Origin of the sequence: Desulfopila aestuarii DSM 18488 (genome assembly GCF_900143695.1) — a bacterium.
GTDB lineage: Bacteria > Desulfobacterota > Desulfobulbia > Desulfobulbales > Desulfocapsaceae > Desulfopila > Desulfopila aestuarii.
Window position 1 is genome coordinate 227,320 of the sequence record NZ_FRFE01000005.1, and the last position, 23,146, is coordinate 250,465.

17 protein-coding genes are annotated in these 23,146 nt (G+C 51.9%); 12 read left to right on the forward strand and 5 right to left on the reverse strand.

Going from position 1 to position 23,146, the window contains the following annotated elements; genetic code table 11:
• Nucleotides 1-19 precede the first annotated feature (19 nt).
• Nucleotides 20-1,627, reverse strand: a complete 1,608-nt coding sequence (locus tag BUF15_RS07355; RefSeq protein ID WP_073612813.1) for an AMP-binding protein — start codon at nt 1,625-1,627, stop codon at nt 20-22.
• A 307-nt stretch (nt 1,628-1,934) separates the two neighbouring features.
• Here BUF15_RS07355 and BUF15_RS07360 point away from each other — a divergent pair, with 307 nt between their 5' ends.
• Together BUF15_RS07360 and BUF15_RS07365 are read left to right on the forward strand one after the other, a co-directional pair.
• Entirely contained in the window at nt 1,935-2,360 is a 426-nt protein-coding gene (locus tag BUF15_RS07360) for a GNAT family N-acetyltransferase (RefSeq protein WP_073612814.1), read from the forward strand.
• A 30-nt stretch (nt 2,361-2,390) separates the two neighbouring features.
• Nucleotides 2,391-2,951: a GNAT family N-acetyltransferase gene (locus BUF15_RS07365; protein ID WP_084553669.1), complete on the forward strand. Its 561-nt coding sequence runs from the start codon at nt 2,391-2,393 to the stop codon at nt 2,949-2,951.
• 107 nt (nt 2,952-3,058) lie between these two features.
• Here the strand turns inward: BUF15_RS07365 and BUF15_RS07370 are convergent, their stop codons facing one another.
• Nucleotides 3,059-3,559 carry a DUF4405 domain-containing protein gene (locus tag BUF15_RS07370; RefSeq protein ID WP_073612815.1) on the reverse strand — a complete coding sequence of 167 codons (501 nt, stop codon included), beginning with the start codon at nt 3,557-3,559 and terminating at the stop codon, nt 3,059-3,061.
• Nucleotides 3,560-4,076: 517 nt separating this feature from the next.
• On the opposite strand from BUF15_RS07370, the gene BUF15_RS07375 reads away from it, so the two are divergent.
• The 7 genes from BUF15_RS07375 to BUF15_RS07405 all read left to right on the forward strand — a co-directional run bounded on the left by BUF15_RS07375 (nt 4,077) and on the right by BUF15_RS07405 (nt 14,738).
• Nucleotides 4,077-6,065 carry a HAMP domain-containing methyl-accepting chemotaxis protein gene (locus tag BUF15_RS07375; protein WP_234981132.1) on the forward strand — a complete coding sequence of 663 codons (1,989 nt, stop codon included), beginning with the start codon at nt 4,077-4,079 and terminating at the stop codon, nt 6,063-6,065.
• A 274-nt stretch (nt 6,066-6,339) separates the two neighbouring features.
• Nucleotides 6,340-7,659: an MFS transporter gene (locus BUF15_RS07380; protein ID WP_073612817.1), complete on the forward strand. Its 1,320-nt coding sequence runs from the start codon at nt 6,340-6,342 to the stop codon at nt 7,657-7,659.
• A gap of 220 nt (nt 7,660-7,879) precedes the next feature.
• Entirely contained in the window at nt 7,880-8,815 is a 936-nt protein-coding gene (locus tag BUF15_RS07385; protein WP_073612818.1) for an NADH-quinone oxidoreductase subunit B family protein, read from the forward strand.
• Nucleotides 8,816-8,921: 106 nt separating this feature from the next.
• Entirely contained in the window at nt 8,922-10,472 is a 1,551-nt protein-coding gene (locus tag BUF15_RS07390) for a nickel-dependent hydrogenase large subunit (protein WP_073612819.1), read from the forward strand.
• Complete coding sequence (locus BUF15_RS07395) at nt 10,469-10,915, forward strand: hydrogenase maturation protease (RefSeq protein ID WP_073612820.1); 447 nt, start codon at nt 10,469-10,471, stop codon at nt 10,913-10,915. Before BUF15_RS07390 ends, BUF15_RS07395 begins: the two co-directional genes overlap by 4 nt.
• 20 nt (nt 10,916-10,935) lie before the next feature.
• The gene (locus BUF15_RS07400; RefSeq protein WP_159441244.1) at nt 10,936-13,752 is read left to right on the forward strand and encodes a PAS domain-containing hybrid sensor histidine kinase/response regulator; all 2,817 of its coding nucleotides are present in this window, start codon (nt 10,936-10,938) and stop codon (nt 13,750-13,752) included.
• A gap of 2 nt (nt 13,753-13,754) precedes the next feature.
• A complete protein-coding gene (locus tag BUF15_RS07405) occupies nt 13,755-14,738 on the forward strand; it encodes a GGDEF domain-containing response regulator (RefSeq protein ID WP_073612822.1) in 984 nt (327 codons plus the stop codon).
• 2 nt (nt 14,739-14,740) lie between these two features.
• On the opposite strand, the gene BUF15_RS07410 is transcribed toward BUF15_RS07405, so the two are convergent.
• The 3 genes from BUF15_RS07410 to BUF15_RS07420 form a co-directional block, all read right to left on the reverse strand.
• The gene (locus BUF15_RS07410) at nt 14,741-15,403 is read right to left on the reverse strand and encodes a response regulator (RefSeq protein ID WP_073612823.1); all 663 of its coding nucleotides are present in this window, start codon (nt 15,401-15,403) and stop codon (nt 14,741-14,743) included.
• Between the two features lie 50 nt (nt 15,404-15,453).
• A complete protein-coding gene (locus BUF15_RS07415) occupies nt 15,454-17,637 on the reverse strand; it encodes a cache domain-containing protein (protein ID WP_073612824.1) in 2,184 nt (727 codons plus the stop codon).
• A gap of 402 nt (nt 17,638-18,039) precedes the next feature.
• On the reverse strand, nt 18,040-19,365 hold the full coding sequence (locus BUF15_RS07420; RefSeq protein ID WP_073612825.1) for an acetyl-CoA hydrolase/transferase family protein: 1,326 nt from the start codon (nt 19,363-19,365) through the stop codon (nt 18,040-18,042).
• 596 nt (nt 19,366-19,961) lie between these two features.
• Here BUF15_RS07420 and BUF15_RS07425 point away from each other — a divergent pair.
• The 3 genes from BUF15_RS07425 to BUF15_RS07435 all read left to right on the forward strand — a co-directional run bounded on the left by BUF15_RS07425 (nt 19,962) and on the right by BUF15_RS07435 (nt 23,104).
• The gene (locus tag BUF15_RS07425) at nt 19,962-20,561 is read left to right on the forward strand and encodes an acetate uptake transporter family protein (protein ID WP_073612826.1); all 600 of its coding nucleotides are present in this window, start codon (nt 19,962-19,964) and stop codon (nt 20,559-20,561) included.
• A 184-nt stretch (nt 20,562-20,745) separates the two neighbouring features.
• Entirely contained in the window at nt 20,746-21,411 is a 666-nt protein-coding gene (locus BUF15_RS07430) for a nitroreductase (RefSeq protein ID WP_073612880.1), read from the forward strand.
• Between the two features lie 91 nt (nt 21,412-21,502).
• The gene (locus BUF15_RS07435) at nt 21,503-23,104 is read left to right on the forward strand and encodes an acyl--CoA ligase family protein (protein WP_073612827.1); all 1,602 of its coding nucleotides are present in this window, start codon (nt 21,503-21,505) and stop codon (nt 23,102-23,104) included.
• Nucleotides 23,105-23,146 lie beyond the last annotated feature (42 nt).

Consider the following 23,146-nt stretch of genomic DNA (forward strand, 5'->3'; position numbering starts at 1 on the left):
GTTCGTTCTCCTTTGTTAGTCAACTTTGCCCCATTCCCAACCACTCACGATACCTGAGCTGGGACTTTATGGTCTTACCTGTCGCAGTCTTCGGCAACTGACCGAATTCCACCATTTTCGGGGCTTTGAAATGAACGTGGTTCTGCCGGCAGAACTCGATGATCTCTTCCTCGCTCGGACTGGAGCCACGTTTGGGCACGACAAAGGCCTTCGGGACCTCACCCCATTCGACATCCGGCATCGAAACCACCGCCACCTCAAGCACATCCGGATGGCGACTGATCACATCCTCAATCTCGATGGATGAGATATAATCGTTGCCACGCAAAATGATGTCGCTTGCCCGATCCATGATCTGGATGTAGCCGTCCGGATGGACCACCCCGAGATCCCCGCTATGGAACCAGCCATTTCTGAAAGCCTGCTCGGTGGCCTGTTCGTCCTTGTAGTAGCCAAGCATCACATTATTGCCCCGCATCACCACCTCTCCCATGGTCATACCGTCTTGAGGTACCGGTTCCATGGTCACCGGATTAACCACTGCCAGGTGCATTGCCGTAGTGTATGGCACGCCCTGCCTCGATTTCATCCGGGTAAGATTATCGGGATCGAGATCGACCCACGGCCGCTGCCAGACGCAGACGCTGTGGGGGCCGTGCAATTCGGTCAAGCCGTATACATGGGAGATGTTTGCACCGATCTCCTCCATGCCCTGTAAAATCGCTGGGGAAGGTGAAGCCCCGGCGGTCATGACTTGGAGGGGGCGGCGGAGTTTCACGGAACGGGCCTCAGGAAAGCAGATCATCTGCAGCAACACATTAGGGGCGGCAGAAAGATGCGAGACATTTTCCTTTTCAATGAGATGGAAAATCTCTTTGGGCAGCCACTGGCGCATGCAGACATGGGTCGCACCGGCTGCTGTCACAGCCCATGGGAAACTCCAGCCGTTGCAATGGAACATTGGCAGAGTCCAGAGATAAACCGAATCCGAGGACAGCGACGATTCGATGATCTCGCCAAGGGTATGGAGATAGGTGGAACGGTGACTGTACATCACACCTTTGGGTTTGCCGGTGGTGCCTGAGGTGTAGTTGATAGCGATCATGGCGTTTTCGTCGCTGATCCCTGCAACATCAGGCGCAGTCTCATCACCGATTGCAAGAAACGATTCATACTCTGGTCCTTTCAACAACGGTGAACAGGAGTATTCACAGATATTGACCAGCAGGGAAAGCCTTGGAAGTAAATGGATAACCGGATGAACCTGAGCGACATATTCATTATCGACAAAGAGCGCCTTGGCATCGGAATGGTCAATGATATAACGGTACTCATCGGCACCAAGCTGGGTATTCACGCAGACCAGTACCGCGCCGATCAACGGCACACCAAAGTGGGCTTCCAACAGCGGTGGAGTGTTGGGGCAGATGAAGACGACTTTGTCGCCTGCACCGATCCCTTTCTCAAGTAAAGCATTGGCCAGCCGATAGACCCGAGCCTGAAACTGGCTGTAACTATAGCGGCGCTCCCCATAGACCACGGCAACCTTATGAGGGTAGACACTGGCGCTACGTTGCAGCAAAGAGACCGGGCTGAGTATGTCGCGATTGACGCTTGACCTGAACATCTTCCATCACCTGCACTGAGTAACTTCTTGAAGGATGCCGGGAAAAGGGAACGTTTCCCTTCCTCGACGAAACAACTGAAGCCAGCATAGGTGAAATAGTGATGTCAGACAATCGGCAGGGAGCCTATTTGTATCTGCTAAAAAAACTGAAGGGGACTAGGTTGAAAACCTAGAGGCGAATGAAAAAGCGTGAATTGCAAATGGAGATCGCTTCATTTTAGAAAATGGGTTATTTGAAGACAATCTCATCGAGACTCCACCAAGTAGTTAACACAATCAAATATTGGTGCTCATAGCACAAGTAATCATGACAATCGAGATACGTTTCGGCACACAACACCTCAACTGGCCAGCGCTCTGCGAATTGATCCGCCTCGCCCCTCTCGGCGAACGAGATCCAGAGAAAATGCAAAAGGCCGCCGAGAACAGCTACGTCGTCTGCTCAGCCTATGTGAACAATGAACTGGTCGGCTTTGGCCGAGCGATATCCGATGGCCAATATCAGGCGGCCATCTATGACATTGTGGTGCTCCCGCAATATCAGGGCAAAGGTGTCGGCAGACTGATCATGCAATCCATCCTGGAAAAGCTGCCGGAAGGATCGCTGTCTCTCTTGTATGTCGTTCCGGGAAAACAGAAGTTTTACGAAAAGTTCGGCTTTGGCAACCTGACCACCGGCATGGGCCGCTTCCCGGACCCCGAGAAAGCGCACCGTAATGGTTACCTGGTGTAAGAAGGCGTCAGCCCGAGAAAGGAAATCACTTTGCATCGTCTCACCTCCCCACGACTGGAACTGATCTTATTGAATACTGAGTTTATGGAAGCAATGCTAATCGGCGATTTGCACATCGCAGAAAACATTGGCGGTTTTCACATTCCGAAAGAACTCATGCTCAGCAGATCGCTGCTCACCATGCGTCTGGAGCAGCTCCATCACATCCCCGAAGAGCATCCCTGGCTACTGCGGGCCATTGTCCTTCGCGAATCGCAGACAATGTGCGGCCATATAGGCTTCCACTCCCGCCCAGGCCCTGAAGACCTGCGGGATATTGCTGCCGACGGGGTAGAGCTCGGTTATTCAGTGGGAGAAAACTTCCGTCGGCAAGGATACGCCAAAGAAGCGGCATGCACATTAATGAAATGGGCGTTTGAGTACCACCAGCAGCGTAGTTTTGTTCTCTCGATCAGCCCAGGCAATGCAGCCTCCCTCGCAATGGCACGTTCGCTCGAGTTTGCCGAGATAGGTTCCCATATCGATGAGGAGGATGGTCTTGAACTCTATTTTTCGCGACATTTGACTGATTGGCCTCCCCACTGGCGATAACCATCCTCTATTATCAGCCGTGCAGACTGGCCAGGGGAGTATCTCGCTCGTACCCAATGACGGCAGGAATGCATCTCCATAGACACCTGGCAGGCTATGGGAAATGATCATTTGGCTCGTTGAGTTGTATTTTCAGCGAGAGCATTCATGACCTCAAAAGCCCTGGTATTGTTTTGGGCAGCAATTTCTTCAAGCGTATTATCGACACTGGCGATGATGTAGCCTTTTGCCTGTAACTGCTCAGCTAAAGAATTCACCTCCTGGCCATAGAGCGAGGCGACAGTAGTGAGTGGTGCCCGCATGACCAGCCCAAAGATTGCTCTGTCAGGTCCACCATGCTCAGATGATGGGCTCAATACAGAATAACCCAGGGTGACAGCAAGTATAAGGCCAATGGCCGCACCTCTTAAACCACCAAAATAGCGTTTCATGAGATGCCAGTTGGCCCCGGCGTGGAGTAGGCCGAACACGACAAAGGCGAGTCCCAACCATTCATGAATGGTTTTCATACTGCCACTGCCAATATGTAACAGAAGGAATACTCCGGTTATGGAAATAATCATAAAAAGAGCGATTACCGGGGTGGTGGACATGGTTTTTGCTTTCATTGTAACTCCTCATTGTCGAATGCATTGTGAGATAACGTTATTAACTTCTTCAACTGTCTGATCTGCTGAACAAAAGCAACTCACATGCCAATCGTCCCCAGGCAACTGTTCTATTAATAAAATCTAATCATTCCAAAGATAAAACTTCACCCACTCATGACAATCCTTCTGGAATTTGTGAGAAGTCAGTGGTTCATCTTTACCCAGATCCTCTCACCAGGTGGATAAAATTTACCCAGGTGTAAACGGCCATATATCCAGAAGGAAAATACACTTTCGGTTTGTGAAAAACCTCATCAATCCATCAATATGCGAGGAACAAACAATCTTGTCCTTCTGCGACAAAATTGGCAATTGTTCATGATGCAAATCATTGATAGGCCAAACTATTTTTCGGATCTATAATTTTTTTCTTAAATTCCTGTTACCGTTTCGGCTATAGTCTCTGATGTTGTGTCAGGATTTTGAAAACCCCCACGATTCGCAAGACCTTCAACCTGCAAGCAAGATGGAGCAAATGATGAAAAGTATGAAATTGGCCATGAAGATTGGTGTCGGATTCGGAGTCCTTATCCTCTTCATCGTTGTGGTCTCGGTCTTTAGCTGGCGAGGCATCGCCACCCTTGATAACGGTGCCGAGGAATACCAGCGGATCGCCCTGAACAGCAACCTGATCGGCAGAGTTCAGGCAAACATGCTGAACATGCAGATGAGCGTAAAGGACTTCATCAACTCCGGCAGTGAACAGGCAGTGGAGGAATATAAACAATCCTACGCAAAGATGAGCGGCTTTATGGCCTCAGCCCACGATTCCATTAAGGATACGAAGCTGGGCGAACATCTCGATAACATGGATGCAGATATCGCGTCCTACAATTCGGCATTTGAACAGATAGTGGCTTTCAAGGCCGAACGTGACACCTCACTGGCAGATCTCGATGGCGGCGGGCAGGCGATGGAAGCTACCCTCAGTGAACTCATGGCCACTGCCGCCCGCACAGGCGCCACCAGTACCGGCTACAAATCTGGACTTTCTCTGCGCCTCTTGCTTCTGGCCCGGCTCGATATCGACAGTTTTCTGAAAACCAATAATAAGGACGAGGTTGACAAGGTCACAAAGAGACTCGGGGAATTCCAGGCAAGTCTCAAAGAACTGCGCAGCTCCCTGTTAAGCGTTGATTGGCAAACTTTCGTCGATGATATCGAAGGAAAGATCGGCGGCTATACAGCCACCTTTGACCGCATGGTGGAATTGACCAACAGCAGGAACCAGGTAATTGACCAAACCCTCGACATTCTGGGACCGAAGATTGCGGCCGCTGCCGAAGAAATTAAACTCACGTACGTCAAGGAACAGGATCAACTGGGAACCAAGCTGAGTGCTACCAGCAGTTCCGCAACGCTTACCGTCATCATCGCCTCGCTCATCGCCGTGGTGTTTGGTTGCGTCGTGAGCTTTTTTCTGACACGGGCAATTACCGGTCCGGTTCGCAAGACTGCCGATTTTGCTGCGGTCATGGCTGGCGGTGACTTTACCAGGCAGCTCGACATTCAACAGGGTGATGAAATCGGGGTGATGGCCAGCTCACTCAATCGCATGGTCAACGAACTGGGGAGCATGATCCGGGAAGTTATTACCGGGGTAGAGACTCTCTCCAGCTCATCTTCAGACCTGACCAACGTTTCCGCTCATCTCACTTCAGTGGCCCGCGACACCTCGGAAAAAGCCGATTCGGTTGCCGCATCGGCAGAAGAAATGAGTACCAACATCCAGTCCGTCTCCGCTGCCATGGAAGAGAGTTCTGCCAACGTAGGGATGGTCGCCTCAGCTACCGATGAAATGACCGCGACAGTCAACGAAATTGCCATGAATGCCGAGAAAGCCCGAGCAATTACCGACAATGCGGTAAGGCAGTCACATGCCACCTCCCAGAAAATGGCTTCACTCGGCGATTCGGCAACCAAGATCGGCAGAGTAACGGAAACCATCACCGATATCAGTGACCAGACCAATCTGCTCGCCTTAAACGCCACAATCGAGGCCGCTCGAGCCGGTGAAGCAGGAAAGGGTTTTGCCGTTGTCGCCAACGAGATCAAGGAACTGGCAAAGCAGACCGCGGTAGCCACCGTCGATATCAAAAACCAGATCGGTGAGATGCAGCAGACCACCAGCTCAACGATTACCGATATCGAGAAGATTTCGACGGTTATCCAGGAAATCAATGAGATGATAGCGACCATCGCCACCGCCGTTGAAGAGCAATCGGCAACCACGGTGGAAATAGCCGGCAACATCTCCCAGGCAGCCCAGGGAATTGGTGAGGTCAACGAAAATGTAGCCCAGTCCACCATGGTGGTGACCGGCATTACCCAAGAGATTGCCGCAATTAATCAGCAGTCGTCCTCTGTCGAGGAAGGCAGCGGCAAGGTTCAGGTCAGCGCCCAGTCTCTGGCAGACCTTTCGATCCAGTTGCAAAAGCTGGTCTCTCGTTTCAAAGTCAGATAATCGCACTCCTCTGCCAGTCGTCCAACGGTGCTGACCTTTAGCAGCACCGTTGGACAACCCTCTCCTTTATCGCCGTTTTCCCTGTAGATACGTCACTACCCCGATACACCTAACTGCCTCATGTACTTTTTATGTTTGAAAAGAGACATGAGTTAAGGTATTGACCAGTTCCCTTTCGGGAGTAAGATGGACTTAGAAAAAATCCACACGGAAAATTTTGTTGCGACCGACCGGCACAGAATTGATGCCTTAATGATGGAGTGAAAGAGAAGGGATGTCTTCCATAATCACAAACTGCTGGGCGCTCCTGCTTGGCATGGGTCTCATTATGCTGGGCAACGGCTTGCAAGGGACTCTGCTCGGTGTCCGGGCCTCGCTGGAGAATTTCTCTACAACCGTCATTGGCCTGGTCATGTCCGGATACTTTCTCGGTCTGATCTTTGGTTGCAACATGGTCTCAAAGATGGTTGCCAGAGTTGGCCATATCCGTACCTTCGCCGCCCTCGCCTCCCTGGCCTCCACATCTATTCTGGTTCAGGCCGTCTTTGTCGACCCTCTGGTATGGTGGGCCATGCGCTTCATTACCGGTTTCTCCTACGCGGGCGTATATGTAGTTGCAGAGAGTTGGCTGAATGAGGCGGCAGAGAACAATGCCCGGGGTAAACTGCTCAGCTTTTACATGCTGATCTCCCTGGGAGGATTAGCAGGCGGTCAACTGCTGTTAAATCTTTCTTCCCCATCAGGGTTCGATCTCTTTGTCCTCACCTCGCTCCTGATCAGCCTTGCCGTCATCCCCATCCTGCTTTCGGTTACCCGCGCGCCTCAGTATGAGGCGATGGAAAACGTCTCGATTTCTCAGCTCTTCCGGGTTGCTCCGCTCGGTGTTTTCGGCATGCTGCTCAACGGTATGATGTACGGAGCGATATTCAGTATGGGTGCAGTCTATGCCACAGAAGCTGGCATGTCCGTCAAAGATGTCTCTTTTTTCATGGGAGCATTCGTACTCGGTGGTTTCATCTTCCAGTACCCGCTCGGCTGGATGTCCGACGCATTCGGCCGCCGCAGGGTTATCATCTGCTGCTGTGTCTTTGGTGCTGGCATATCGTTCTTCGCAATGGATCATGCGACCACCGGTTTACCACTTTTGGCGCTGGTGGCGACAATCGGCGGTTTGACCACTCCCCTCTATGCCCTTTGCAGCGTCCATACCAACGATTTTCTGACGCCCTCACAGATGGTAGCAGCCAGTGGAACCCTGGTGCTGCTCAGTGCCACCGGCGCCGCCCTCGGTTCACCCCTGACTGCCATGGCCATGGACGTTTTCGGACCACAGTCGTTTTACGGCAGCCTTGGAGTTATGCTGAGCGTTGTCGCCGTCTTCGCACTGTATGTCTATGTTCGCCGTGCCTCCGCTAAGCCCGCAGAGAGAAGTGAGTTTGTGATCATGACCGCATCGCCGCTCACCGCCACCCTCAATCCCAATATCGAACTGGAGGAAATTGAATTGGCCCACGAAGAATCAATAGAAGATATCCACGCCAGTATCGAAAAACTGGCTGATACGCTTGCTGAGGACAGGCAGGAAGCTCAGTAAAATCCTAGCTCCAATCAATCTACATGTTCAGTTTACACGATCATCTCCCCTCTTAGTAGACCAAGAAATTTTCCGTTGATGGAAATTGTCACATAACCGGACAACTGATGTTGACATAACCAACCGTATCCTCGATACTGTTTGGTGAACGGGGCAGGATAATCAGCACGCTCGCGCAATTTCCACGCCTCAGCCTCACAAAATACAGCGGGAGAGAAAGTTGAAGACAGCGTACTGGTTGCAAGGCGGTGGTTGCGGTGGTGATACATTCTCGTTTCTCAGTAGCGAATATCCGGATGTCATCGAGCTGTTCAGAACCTTGAACATCCAACTGCTCTGGCATGCCTCGCTCTCCAATATTTCTCCTTATGACCACGAAGAACTCCAGGAAGCGATAATCACCGGCAAGCAGCCGCTCGATATCCTGCTCGTTGAGGGATCCGTCATCTGCGGCCCGGCCGGCACCGGCATGTTCCACACCAAAGACGGCCATCCTAAGAAAGAACTGGTATACAGCCTCGCTTCCCAGGCTCAGGTGGTGATTGCAGTAGGAACCTGCGCATCTTTCGGAGGCTTTGGCGCCGATGATATCATTGAAGCCAAGGGGCTGCAGTTTTCCAAAAAGGAACGTGGCGGTTTTCTCGAAAAGGACTTCATAACCAAATCGGGCCAGCCAGTGATTAACCTTGCCGGCTGCCCCTGCCATCACGATGTTATCGCAGGCGCAATCATCTCAGCCTCAAATGGTGTAACACTGGAGCTGGACAGTTATCAGCGCCCCCTTGAGTGGTATGGCACCACTGTGCATCAGGGGTGCACCCGTAACGAATACCACGAGTACCGGGTCGAAGAATCCGATTTCGGTGAAATGGGCTGTCTCTTTTTTCACATGGGCTGCGCCGGTCCCCTGGTACCCGGGCCGTGCAACAAGCTGCTATGGAACCAGCATTCGTCAAAACCGAGAGCGGGTGTGCCGTGTTTCGGCTGCACCGACCCGGAGTTTCCGCGCAAAACCCCATTTTTCCAAACTCCCAATATCGAGGGTATTCCTCTCTCACTCCCCATGGGGGTTAACCGAGCCCACTACATGGTCTATAAAGGCATGGCCGCCGCCGCGGCCCCTGATCATCTGAAGAAACGAAGCTCCAAGGTGTAATGATTGCAGAAGCAGGCGGGCTGTCTGGCTAGCACTCCACCAGCCTGAAAGATACAGCACGAACAGGACTGAACCACATTTTCATAATACAAAGGACATTTTCGGCATGGTGAAAACAGCGAAAGGCATCAACATCCCACTCAATCGTGCCGAAGGTGATCTCGAAATACGGGTCGAGGTGAATAACGGTGTTGTCACAGAATCCTGGAGTTCCGGCACCATGTTTCGAGGCTTTGAGGCAATGATGCAGGGCAGAGGCGCACTGGATGGTCTGGTTATAACCCCACGGGTCTGCGGCATCTGCAGCCTGACGCACCTCACTGCTGCAGTCGAGGCCCTGGATGCAATAACCGGCATCAAACCTCCCGACAACGCCCGCCGTCTTCGTAACCTTGCCCTGATGGTCGAAACCATCCAGAGTGATATACGCCAGGCCGTGCTGATGTTCATGGCCGATTTTGCCAACCAGAATCGGTATCACGACCACCCCTTGAGTGAAGAAGCGTGCAATCGCTACAGTCCGTTGACTGGACGAGCTGCAATCGAGGTGATCAGGGAAAGCAAGCGGCTGCTGCAGGTTGTGGCCATAATCGGCGGACAATGGCCCCACACATCCTTTATGGTTCCGGGGGGCGTAACCTCGATCCCGGAAATCTCGAAAATCCTGCAATGCCGGATCATCATTGACCGGTTCCGTACCTGGTATGAACGGAGTATTCTTGGCTGCCCCATCGAGCGTTGGCAGCAAATAGAAAGCGAAGAAGACCTGCATGGCTGGCTGCTGGAGAAAGAATCGCACCGCGAGAGCGAGGTTGGCTTTTTCCTTCGCTTTGCCAGACAAGCAAATCTCGACACCTTTGGCAGAGGTCCCAACCGTTATCTCTCCTTTGGTAATTTCCCACTACCTGTAGAGACTGACGTACAGGGCCACGACGGCCGGATGAACAGAGCCGGTTACGCCTCTGCAACTGATGTCTCCTCTTTTGACCCGGAGAAAGTCACCGAAGATCTCTCACACTCCTGGTACGAGCAGGGATCAGCACCAGCCCACCCTTTTTCCGGTCGAACCAAACCATATGCCTCGGGGCAGAGCGGGGAACTTTATTCGTGGATCAAGGCGCCGCGATATAATGGTGAGGTCGTAGAAACCGGGCCACTCGCGGAAATGATCATCGACGGTAATCCGCTGTTTATAGACATGATCAAACAGAACGGGCCAAATATCCTGGTCCGGGAACTTGCCCGCCTGGTCCGCCCCGCTCACCTTCTTCAACCGATGTCCATTTGGGTCAACGAGCTGTTGAACAAACGTGAAGAGAGCTTTTACCATTCAGTAACGACTATCCCCGATGGTGAAGGAGCCGGATTGATTCAGGCGGCCCGCGGCGCCCTGGGCCACTGGCTGAAGGTCGAGGATGAAAAAATCGTCCATTATCAGATCATCACCCCCTCCGCATGGAACGGCTCCCCACGAGACGCTTCAGGTGCGCGGGGCGCCTGGGAGGAAGCACTGATCGGCACACCGATACGTGACATCAAGAATCCGGTGGAGGCAGGACATGTGGTCAGATCATTTGATCCCTGCCTGGTGTGCGCGGTGCACTGCCTGCAAAAGGGGAGTAGCCAGGGTATCCTGAAAATGGGACTTAACCGTTGAAGGCCTCGATCATCTGTATCGGCAACCGTTTTGTCGCAGGTGACGAAGCAGGCCTCCTTGTTTTTGATCGACTCCAGAACCGCCCGGAAATACCGGAAGGGATTACCGTGATCGAAGGTGGACTGGCGGGTTTAAATCTTCTCTCCCTGCTCGAGACAGGCGGAAGGGTTGTCTTTGTCGATGCGGTCAAAGGTTTCAAAGGTTCCAGTGGGGTTGTAATAGTAGAGCATGAAGAGATACTCGGCAGCACCAGCCAGCTGCATTTTGATCATGGAGCTGGGTTACCCTATCTTTTGGCGGTGCTCCCACGGGTATGCGACGGAGAACTGCCGGAAGAGATTATGCTTGTTGGCCTTGAGGGTGAATGTACAAGTGAGATGATCGAACATGCCGCCGACATCTCTCTTACAGTCGCGGCCCATGGCTTGAAGGGTCTTACCTGATGGAAAAAAGCAGACGGGAAATGCAGCTCGAAATTGAAATGCTGCGTAACGAACTCAAGGTCACCAGAGAGGCCTCTGAAATAACGGCTGATTTTGTGGTCAAGCAGTTCGAGCAGACAGAGCAGATGTTGCATCGATTTCAAATCGCCGATGCAGAGCGGCAAGCTGTTCTCGATGCAGCCACCCAGTTGTCCATCATCGCAACCTATCTGGACGGCACGATACAGCTGTTTAGCACCGGAGCTTCGACCCTTCTCGGCTACAAACCGACGGAAATGATCAGCAACCGTAATATTCTTTCCCTTCATCTCCCTGAAGAGCTTGACCATTACGGCCGGATGATAAGCGGAATCGAAGGTCAAAGCCTGCAAGGAATGGAGGTCTTTGATCAATTCGTCAAACAGAAATACAGCCTCGCCCAGGAGTGGATCTATGTCAAGAAAGATGGCAGCCACCTGCCGGTCAGTCTCTCCATCACCAGCCTCTATAATCCGGTCGGACGGGTAGTCGGCTACCTCTTCACAGCGATGGATATGACCCGCCAGAAGCAGATGGAGCACGAGCTGATCCAGGCCAAAGAACAGGCGGAGGCTGCCAATGCTTCAAAAGGTGACTTTCTGGCCCGGATGAGCCATGAAATCCGTACACCGATGAATGGCATTATCGGCATGGCCTCCCTCCTGCAAAAGACTCCGCTTGAACCCAAACAGCATAACTATGTACAGAAACTTCTTGTTTCCGCCAACACGCTGCTGAGACTCATCAACGATATCCTTGATTTTTCAAAAATCGATGCCGGCAAGCTTGAAATAGAGGAAGTGCCTTTCAACCTTGAGGATATTCTTGGCAATATCGCCAGCGTCGTGGGACTGCAGGCTGAAAAGAAGGGATTGGAATTTCTGTTCAGGATAGCACCTGAAATTCCCTTTCATCTGAAAGGAGATCCTCTGCGTCTCGGACAGGTATTGATGAATCTGGCCGGCAATGCAGTCAAGTTCACCGACCATGGAGAAATTGTCATTGCAGTCGATTGTACCGCACAGGATGAGAATGGTGTCACCCTTCGCTTCTCGGTCCGGGACACCGGCATTGGTCTACCGCAAGAGCAGCTGAACAATATTTTTGAAGCCTTCAGCCAGGCCGACGATTCCATCACCAGAAAGTATGGAGGTACCGGGCTCGGACTCGCCATATGCAAACAGTTGACCGGTTTGATGGGAGGTGAAATCTGGGCGGAAAGCACAGAAGGGGCGGGAACAGAATTCATCTTTACTGTAAGAGCAGGAGTGATAGAAGGCGACGGACAACATCGCTCATGCTCTCCCCAATTTTTCCAGGGGCTCCGAGCGCTTGTCGTTGACGACAATGCGGTCGCCCGTGAAGTTCTCTCGTCTATGTTATCATCTTTGCACATTTCCGTGGAAACTGCCGACAACGGCCTATCGGCTCTCACATCCATGGAGCAGGCGGTGGAGCAGGGAAAACCATACGATGTCGTCCTGCTCGACTGGATGATGCCCGGTATTGACGGCATTGAGACAGCACGGCGTATCAAGGCACGGTCTGCCTTCGCCAAGACTCCTGCAATGCTGATGGTCACAGCCAATGGCCGCGAAGAGGCGTTTGTCGAAGCTGGTCGGGTGGGCCTCGACGGTTTCCTGTTAAAACCGGTTTACGCCTCGGTCATGTACAATACCTTACTGGAAATTCTTGGCCTTGAAACAGTCTCCAAGCCCTATGCCGGTAGGCAAAGTAACCAGGTCAACGGCCTTGAGAACATCCGCGGGGCCCGGATTCTCCTGGTGGATGACAACATCATCAACCAGGAAGTGGCAACTGAGTTCCTTGAGGATGCGGGCATGGCCGTCACCGTGGCAGCAAACGGTCGGGAATGCCTGAATGCCCTGCTCTGTGACTCGTACGATCTTGTACTGATGGATTTACAGATGCCGGTGATGGACGGCCTGGAAGCCACAGAGCGCATCCGCAGGGATAACCGGTTCAGGGATCTCCCGGTGGTCGCCATGACGGCCCATGCCATGACCGGAGACAGGGAAAAATGTCTGGCTGGAGGAATGAACGATCACATCACCAAACCTATTAACCCGGAAGCCCTTTACCAAACCCTGATTCAATGGATACCCAAACGGCAGCCGACACCCGACGACTCACAGGAGCATCCGATGTCGACCAAGACAGGCAACCCACCTCTTCCACATTTACCCGGTATTGACCAGACTGCCACGCTCAAGGCTCTGAATAACAAGACTGATCTCTTTCTCAAGATCCTTCATGATTTCAGAAGAGACTACAGTTCGCTGCCGGCCACTTTGCGCGATCTGGCCAGTGCTGGCAACTGGCATGAAATACAAATAAAAGCCCATACGGTAAAGGGGGTTGCCGGATATATCGGCTCAGCCTCGCTACAAAAAACGGCCGCTGCACTGGAAGATGGTCTCCGCAACGATCTAAAGCAAGAAGCAGTGCAGTCTCTTACTGATTTTATCGCTGTCCTTAAAGAAACTCTCGCTTCACTCGCAGCGCTTCCCGACCTCAAGGCTGATCAACCTGCAGGGCAGCCTGTTGTCGCAGGGAATAAATGGAGAATAAATAATCCGGAAGCAGAAGAATCGCTTTGCATCCTCATTAAGCAGTTGCGCCGGGGCGAACTTATGGCGGAGGATCAAATCGGCAAGGTGGAAAAACTGCTTGCCGGGGCAGGAATTGATGGAGAACTTAGGAAAATTTCCTCTCTGATCGATGATATAGAATATCAGAAAGCTGCAGACATTGCCGAAAACATCTTGACTCGCATCACCAAAAAACGACAGAATTAAGAATGCGAAACAACGAAAAGCCCCGAATTCTCATCGTTGATGACGAGAAAATCAATCTGAAAGTGCTGGCCGACCTCTTAAAGGACGAGTACCTACCCATGCTCGCCAGAAACGGTGAACAGGCATTAATGCTTGCTTTCAGCGATACACCGCCGGATCTGATTCTTCTGGACGTGGTCATGCCGCAAATGGGCGGCCATGAAGTCATCAAAATTCTGAAGAATGATGACCAGACCAAAAATATCCCCGTGATTTTCGTCACCGCCCTCAACTCAACAGAGGATGAGGAACGCGGTTTGTTGCTTGGTGCGGTAGATTATATTGCCAAGCCTTTCTCCCCGCCCATTGTCAAAATGCGTCTCCGCAACCAGCTGCGCATAGTTCATCAATACAAGCTTCTCGACCAGCTGGCCTATCTTGATGGTTTGACCGAAATATCAAACAGGAGGCGTTTTGAGGAGGTATTCCAGAAGGAGTGGGCACGATCAGCCCGCAACGGCACGTCGTTCTCTCTGGCCATGGCCGATGTTGATTACTTCAAACAGTATAATGACCATTACGGTCACGCCATGGGCGACACCGCCCTGCAAAAAATCGCCAGGGCGCTTGACAGCGTTCTCCGGCGACCGGGAGATCTGATCGCCCGTTATGGTGGTGAGGAATTTGTCCTGCTGTTGCCGGAGACGGATATGTATGCCGCCCAGGAAGTCGCCCAGCGCTGCCTGCAGAAAGTCAACGAACTCAATATTGTGCACCAGTATTCCCTGGTTGCCGATCATGTATCTATCAGCCTCGGCATAGTTACCAAAGGACATGACGATATCATCTCGCCTCAGGATTTCGTCATGACCGCCGACCGGAATCTCTATCTCGCCAAGGAAAACGGACGGAACCAGATCGTCGCGAGCATGATCGGCGATGAACGGTTATTGTTCCATTCCGCCCAGGAAGATGCACCACCCTCCTCACAGCCTTCCCCCAAATAGTTCTACTGCATTATTTTGTTCGACCAATGAACGGCAAACTTGACCAGGCCGGTGAAGTGTTTCAGTTTCAGCTTTTCTTTGAGGTTTTCGCGGTAGGTGCCGATTGTCTTGATACTGAGGTGGAGTCTCTCGGCGATCTCTTTGGTGGAATAGCCCTCGCCAATCAGCCGCAGCACTTCGAGTTCACGGTTCGTAAGGATATCAAGGGGTGATTTTGCATCGGCGGTCTGCTGACTGGTCAAACGTTTGAAAACCTTTTCCTTTACAGTGTTGCTGGCATAAATATCGCCGTCCAGCACCTTGCGGATCGCCTTGACCACCTGAGGGATCGCCTCCTGCTTCATGATATAACCGCTGGCACCGGCAAGGAGTGCCCGCTCAGCGTAAAGCGACTCATCGTACATGGAGAGCACCAGCATCGGCAGCCCTTCGTACTCCTTTTTCAGCTCCTGCACCAGCTCAATACCGTTGCCATCTTTCAAGGAGATATCAACAATGACCAGATCGGGGTTGAGTCGATTAATGGCCTCGGGGGCCTTTTTCATCAGCTCAACACTGCCGCACACTTCCAGGTCGGCTTCTTTATTGATCAGCTCGCTCATCCCAAGACAGAAGATGGGATGATCGTCAATAATCAGTATCCTGATTTTTTTGGGTGTGGCCATTCTTCTCTCCGTAATGATGCCTTCCGGGTTATCGAGATGCGTTCAAATCATTACTCTTCAGGCCGCTTCATGAACAGATGGATGATAGTGCCATTTCCCTCGCGACTGGTAATCTCAAAATACGCCCCGATTACCAATGCCCGGTACTGCATGATCCGAAGACCAATCCCCTTTCCTTCCGGCTTCTCCACCATACCGTGTCCATCGTCAACCACATACAGATGAGTATACTCCCCATCCTGGGAAAGTGAAATGTCAATAGCCGTCGCGCCCGCATGTTTGACCGCGTTGTTCACTGCCTCCTGGACGATATAGTAAAAATGGGTAGCAAGGGTGTTATCACCAAAGGTGAGGGTCTCATCTCCCTTGAAAGTACAACGTATGCCTGATGCCTGCTCTGTCTTTTCAGCAATCTCCTCTAATGCCGACTGCAGCCCGTAGGACACCAGATGGACCGGGCAAAGCCCGCGGGCAAGACTCCTGGCCTTGTTCGTCGCTTCTCCGATCAGGTTGACAATTTTTTCCGCAAGGGCAGCCCCTTCACCTTTTGACTCCTGGATGGTCATCTGCAGGGCCGAGGTCAGACCGCCAATGCCAATCAAATGAGGACAGAGGTCGTCATGCAAATCCTGACCGATATTCTGCCGGGTCGTGTCGCCAATATCCATGAGTTGCTTGGTGAGCCGCTGGGTTTCGGTGATATCCCGTAAAATCACGACACTGCCTGCAAGCTGCTGGTCTGCCCCGCGAAAAGCCGCGCCACTAATGGAGACACTTCTGATATCGCCGGCTTTGGTATAGCGTTTAGTCTCAGTGGCCGGCAGCACCTTGCCCTCCTGGATGGCATGAATCATCGTGATAGTTTCCGGCCAGTTCTCCTGAGGAACGAAGTGATCCATCTTCTGGCCGATACGCTCGTCCAATGTCCAGCCAAAGACCTGCTGAAAGGCAGGATTGAAATAGGTCACTCTCCCTTCCATATCATAAATAACAATAGGGTCGGCTGCCGCCTCCATTACCGAACGATAACGCTCCTCACTCACCCTGAGGCTATTTTCAGTTTCCTGCCGCACGGCAATCTGCCGTTTCAGGTTGCTGCTGTATTCGGCGAGCTGCTCCATGAACCTGTTGAAGTATCCTGCCAACTGGCCAAGTTCATCTGTTGAGTCCACCGCCATGCGCAGGCTGAAATCCCCTTTGCTGGCATTCTCGAAATGAACCATCATCTTCTGTAGAGGGCTGGTGATCGACTCACTGATCTTAAACGTCAGCGTCAGCACAAAGAGCATGGTAATGGCAAAAGTGATCAGTACCCCCAAGCCGATGGTCCTGAGTGGCTCGTAGAACTCCTCATAGTAACTGGAGGCTGCGACGATCCAGCCATACTCGGGGATTGAGTTAAAGATACAGAGCTTTTGGCGGGATTTGCTTTCCCCTGGATTTTTCCAGGGATAGACCACTCTGCCGGTTTTCTCCTGTAGAATATAGGCGAGATATTCGTTCGGTATCCCGCCGATTGTCAGGATGTTGCGCCCTTCCAGTAAGGGGTGGATGATTGCCGTGCCCTCATTGTCGACCACAAAGGCGTAGCCGGTTTTACCGAATTTAAGATCGAGGACACTCTGTTTGAAATCATCCACATTCACCAGTCCCTTGAACTCCTCACGATAGGAGGAGACGGCGATGAACCAGTCCCAAGGCTCGAAATGGATCATATAGAGCGCCTTGGGACGGGCACTTTGCTCTCCCGGATTTTTCCATTCGTACTCGAGATAGCCCCGTTTTTTCACTATCAAATCTTTCACGAACGAATATTCAGAGACGTCGGTCTCAAGCAGATCGGCTGATGGATGAACAACAACGATGCCATTACCGTCAAGACAATAGATATAGCCCGACTGGCCGATGGTCTGACTCAGGAGAATATCGGCAGCCTGACGTCTTGCATCTTCCTCACTCAGCAACCCTTGCGCCTGGCGCTCATGGATGGAAGAAAGGATTTCCAGATTTTTCTCAGCCACACCCCGCAAGTAATTTTTGATGGAGACAGTGGCAGAGGTGCGGACCAGGTTATAGATAGCAGTGGTGGTGTTGTGCAGCTCACTCTCGATATTTGATTCGATGGTATCGCGAGTCACAACATAGATGGTGCCAAAACCAATGAGAAGAGAAAGGGAAAAGAGCAGGGAATAGTAGATGAGCAGCTTGTGGCGAATCCGTGTTCCGGCAAACATATCGTGTAGATCCTCAGCAAAAGGCCATGCCTGTTCGGGCAGGGCAACCTGGCATCTTCTGCCAGCGGTTAGAACCGTAAAGTGTTGCCCATGGTCCGGGACGTTCGTAATACCTCAAACAAAGGTCTAACAGAAAACAGCTGCTGGGAAAAGCGTTTGTCATACTCCTCGTCAGAAATGGCTTTGGTGTTGTTGAAAACTCAAACTATCCATACAGAAGAGATAACCAGAGTGGCGGAAAAAAACTTCCGCCACTCTGACTCTATTCAAAATGAAGGGAAAAGATCGTCCGGAACCCTTGTGAGGTGGGCGAGACCAGGATGTGATGCTGAGTACCAAAGCAATCCTTTCCCCTCAATTTCGACAACGCAAGATAACCTGCCAAGATAACGTATCAATTCACTACATATGGATATTCATACGTTTAGCATGTTCCATCAGCTCGTCACGAAACTCAGGATGGGCAATGGATATAAGCGCCTTGGCCCGTTCCCAGGTCGATTTACCCTTGAGGTTGATCATCCCGTATTCGGTCACCACATAATTGACCATAACCCTCGGCAGGGTGGTGATGGTTCCAGGCTCGAGAAACGGCCGGATCCGCGATTTACGGGTACCATCCCTGTCCACCACACTTGAGGAGAGGCAGATCAGCGCCTTGCCGCCCCTTGAATGATAGCAGCCATACGTATAATCGAGCTGGCCGCCAGTGCCGGAAATATGGCGGGTACCGGAAGACTCGGATGAGACCTGACCAAAGAGGTCAATCTCGAGTGCGTTATTGATGGCAATGGCCTTGTCGTTAGCAGCGATATTATTGAGATGATTTGTGTAGTCTACAGGGTAGCTGCTACAGGATGGATTATGGTCGATAAAATCGTAGAGCTTTTTTGAGCCAAGGGCAAAGGTGTAGACAAATTTGCCCACATCCTGTTTCTTCCCTCGATTTGAAATGCAGCCCGCCTCATAGATATCAACAAAGCTGTCGCAGAGCATCTCGGTATGCACCCCGAGATCACGAAGATTTGAGCTGGCGATCAGTTTGCCGATGGCGTTCGGCATGGCCCCAATGCCCAGCTGGAGGCAGGAGCCGTTTTCGATCTGCGAAACGACGATCTCGGCAATCTGCTGGTCGATATCAGAAATGGCCGGCTCGGGCAGACAGAACATCTCTTCGTGGTTGCTTTCAACAATGGCATCCACCTCGGAAATATGAATCTGCTCTTCGTTGCCGCCGTAGCAATAGGGCATATTCTCGTTGATTTCGATGATCACCTGCTTGGCGGCACTGATCTGGGCCCTGGTGAAAGAGTTTGATACACCAAAATTAAAAAAACCCTTGTGGTCCATGGGCGTCGTGCGAAGCAGCATAACATCGGTTGTGATGTCGTGCTTTTCATAATAGCCCGGTCCTTCATGATAGAGCAGAGGAATATAGTTACAGACCTTCTGGTCATGCAATTTTCGGTCGGCACCGGTGAAATGCCAGCTGTTGTATCGAAAGCTTCTACCTTCCGGATCTGCTTTGGCCACAGCTGCCAACCCGGGAAAACCAAGAGAACGAACCTTGACATCCTCAATCTGACCCGCCCGCTTGGCCAGCTCCCGGTCAAGGGTGATAGGGGTGGCCAGAAAGCATCCATAATCAACCCAGTTCCCCGACTTGATCAGATCAACTGCGTCACTGGCTGTCATCAACCGGCTGTTATATGCTCTATCGTAGTCCACTGTGCATTCCTCCAAAGTAGGTATTCTTCCCTCTCCTGCGGGTCAAGGACCTGCAGGCTCTGTCCGTGCATGTGAGAAGAGCATAGAGGATTTCAATGGTTAGTCGCAATCGGCTGGATGCTGAATTTCATCTGCGAATTTTCCCTATCGGTACTAGGTTTTGCACCTAGTTACCAATTTCAGCTGAGTTAAAAACCTAGAGATTCTCAGATTATTCCTCGTCTTTTTTTCAGCTCATAACCGATTGTCTTGATAATACAGCATGATATGCTGGCACATCATGTTTCGACATTGGTTTGGTAATTTTTATTCCCGGACATTGCATTACCGAAAGAAAGATTGTAATATGCATTTCCGATCGAGCGGTCGCTCGGATTCGGTCCTTTGATCATACATACAAGGTAGTGAAAGATCAACTTGATGCCGGCGCAAAGAAGCAGGTGAGGCCGGCGGCGGTGATCCTCGAAATGCACGCAACATGTCCAGTTAGTTTGGGAAGTGTCTGTTACCATAGCTTTTGATGCAGAAACATGATGGGACGTTGCCGTAAGGCCTCGTCACTTCAACACCCACAACCTCATGAAAGGAGTATTGCGATGTCACAGGACCACTCATTCGTATCACCCGGACCTGCCGGTCTGGGCGCACTCGCCGTTGCATGTTTTGGCTTTGGAGCTGTCTTTAGTGGTAAAGTCGGACTTGGCGGATTGCCACTCCTGGCTGCCTGGTTGGTAGGCGGTGGAATAGTGCAATACACCGTTGCTGTCATGGAACTGAAAGATCACAACATGACAGGTGGCAATGTTTTCCTCTTTTTCAGTGCCTTTTTCATGTTTGGTGCGGCACTCTCGGTCATGGCTAAATACCTGATGCTTTCGGGCATGATCGGCTCGGTCAAACCCGAACCGATGGTAGAGGGCTTCTGCTGGGCCGCAGGAGCTTCCTTCCTCACCATTGTCACCCCTGCGTACCTTAAAGCTCCAAAACCACTTTTTCTGATTGTCCTTCTGCTGGACATCGCCCTCTGGATTATTGTCGGCCTCGACATGGGCATGATCGGTGCTGAGCTGAAACCGGTCGTTGGCTATCTGCTCTATGCAACTGGCTGGCTTGGTGTCTACATGGTTGGCGCGATCGTCAACAATCACATTTTTGGCCGGGTTGTTCTCCCCACCTTCGGTTCATTTGTGAAATAAGCAGTCGTCTTCTGCAGTACCCGGCGTGTCTTTTTACCGGTTCTGCCTGCTATATGGCAGGCAGAACCGGTCATGAGCCCCTGTCGGCCTCCCTTTGTCTTCAGAAATAGACACTTGCAACCGACCTGAGAACTCCTAAGGTATGAGCAGTTGCATGAATTTTTCTCTCAAAGGACGGTCTGCCATGAATATTTCAGAAGCTATTCGCCACAGGAAATCCACCCGGGCTTTTCTCACCAAAGAAGTTGAGCAGGACAAAATCGTACGTATACTCGAGACTGCCAGGCACGCCCCCTCCGGCGCCAATACCCAGCCCTGGCAGGTTGCGGTTGTCTCAGGACAACAGAAGAAAGAATTGCAGGAACGAATGATTGCAGCCTTTGACAAGGGTGAACAGGAAACGAAAGACTACCATTACTACCCGGAAAAATGGGCCGTACCCTATAGCGGACGACGCACCAGTTGCGGAATGCAGCTCTATTCGGCGTTGGGAATCGAACGTCAGGACAGAAAGCGGCGCCGGATGCAATGGGTCGCCAATTACCGGGCCTTTGACGCTCCGGTAATGCTGCTGTTTTTCATCGATTCATCCCTTGCCACCGGCTCCTATATCGACTACGGCATGTTTCTCCAATCGCTGATGCTTGCCGCTCTCGACGAGGGCCTTGCCACCTGCCCCCAAGCCGCACTGGCAGAATATCCAAATCTGGTCCGCCAAACCCTTGGCTATCCCGACAATGCCCTGCTTCTCTGCGGTGTGGCCCTGGGCTATGAAGACCGGGAGGCAGCAATCAACCAATACCGGACACCTCGGGAACCTGTAGAGAAATTTACCAAATTTTTCAGTTAAGACCTTACTCGTGACAGAATTTGATCATCGGTGACAACCGGTGCTGCAATATTCAAAACAGTGACAACAACAAGCAAAAAGGAGAGATCTGATGCAGGCATCGAGTGTGAACAAGAGTATTCTGACTCCGGTGGAATTCCTGACTAGAAGTGCATTTGTCTATCCGGAAAAGGTCGCAGTTGTCCATCGGGACAAGCGGTTTACCTACCGGCAGTTTGCCGAGAGGGTCTACCGCCTTGCCAGTGCCCTGAAAAAACAGGGAGTAGGCAAGGGAGACAAGGTTGCCTTTCTCTGCCCCAACATCCCGCCAATGTTGGAGGCCCATTATGCTGTCCCGCTGATCGGCGCAGCCCTGGTCAGCATCAACATCCGTCTCTCGAAAGGTGAAGTCTCCTATATCATCGATCACTCCGATGCCAAGGTGGTGGTAGTCGACAGCGAATTTGCCGCACTGATCCAACCTGAGGAACTGCCGAAGGTCAAAACCTACGTCACCGTCTGCGACGTCAACGACAACAAGATTCTTGAAGGCCTGGAATACGAGGCGTTCCTTGCCACCGGCTCACCCGAACCGGTAGAAGCCGATATCGATTCCGAAGACCAGCTGCTGGCAATCAATTATACGAGTGGCACCACCGGCCGGCCCAAAGGGGTCATGTACCATCATCGCGGCGCCTACCTCAATGCCATTGGGGAGATCCTCGAATCGAACATGACCGCTGCCTCGGTCTACCTGTGGACCCTGCCGATGTTCCATTGCAACGGTTGGTGCTTCACCTGGGGGGTTACCGCAGCCGGTGCCACCCACGTATGTCTGCGAGCCGTTGTTGCCGATGATATCTTCCGCCTCATCGAAGAAGAGGACATTTCACATCTCTGCGCCGCACCGACTGTTTTGATCATGATGTCCACCTGGCCCAAGGCGGGTGAGGTGAAAATGAAGCGAAAACTCAAAATCATGACAGCCGGCGCGCCGCCGGCACCGACCATCATCTCCAATATGGAAAAGATGGGTGCCGATATCACCCATACTTACGGCCTCACCGAGGTGTATGGGCCCCATAGTGTCTGCGCCTGGCAACCCAACTGGGAAGCGATGTCAGATCTGGAACGAGCCAAAACAAAATCACGGCAAGGTGTTCCCTACATCGTCACCCACTTCATGGATGTGGTCAATCCCGTTACCATGGAACCGGTTGCAAGAGACGGCAAGACCATGGGCGAGATCGTGATGCGCGGCAATAATGTCATGACTGGTTACTATAAGGACCCGGCAGCCACCGAGGCAGCATTTGCCGGCGGCTGGTTCCACAGTGGCGACCTCGCCGTGATGCATCCGGACGGCTATGTCCAGATCATGGACCGGAAGAAAGACATTATCATCAGCGGCGGGGAAAACATCTCGACGGTGGAGGTGGAAAATGTCATTTACGGCCACCCGGATGTCCAGGAGGTGGCCGTCATCCCGGTACCAGACGAGAAATGGGGCGAAGTCCCGAAAGCGTTTATTGTTCCGAAGATGGGCACCAACCCCTCACCCGAGGATATCATCGCCTACACCAAGGAGCATCTCGCCAAGTTCAAGGCTCCGAAATATATCGAATTTGGCGAACTACCCAAAACCGCTACCGGCAAGATCCAGAAGTTTAAACTGCGTGACAAGGAATGGCAGGGAAAGAAGCGGATTAATTAACTCTTAGCATAATACAGTGCAAACAAAAAGTGGGATACCGGC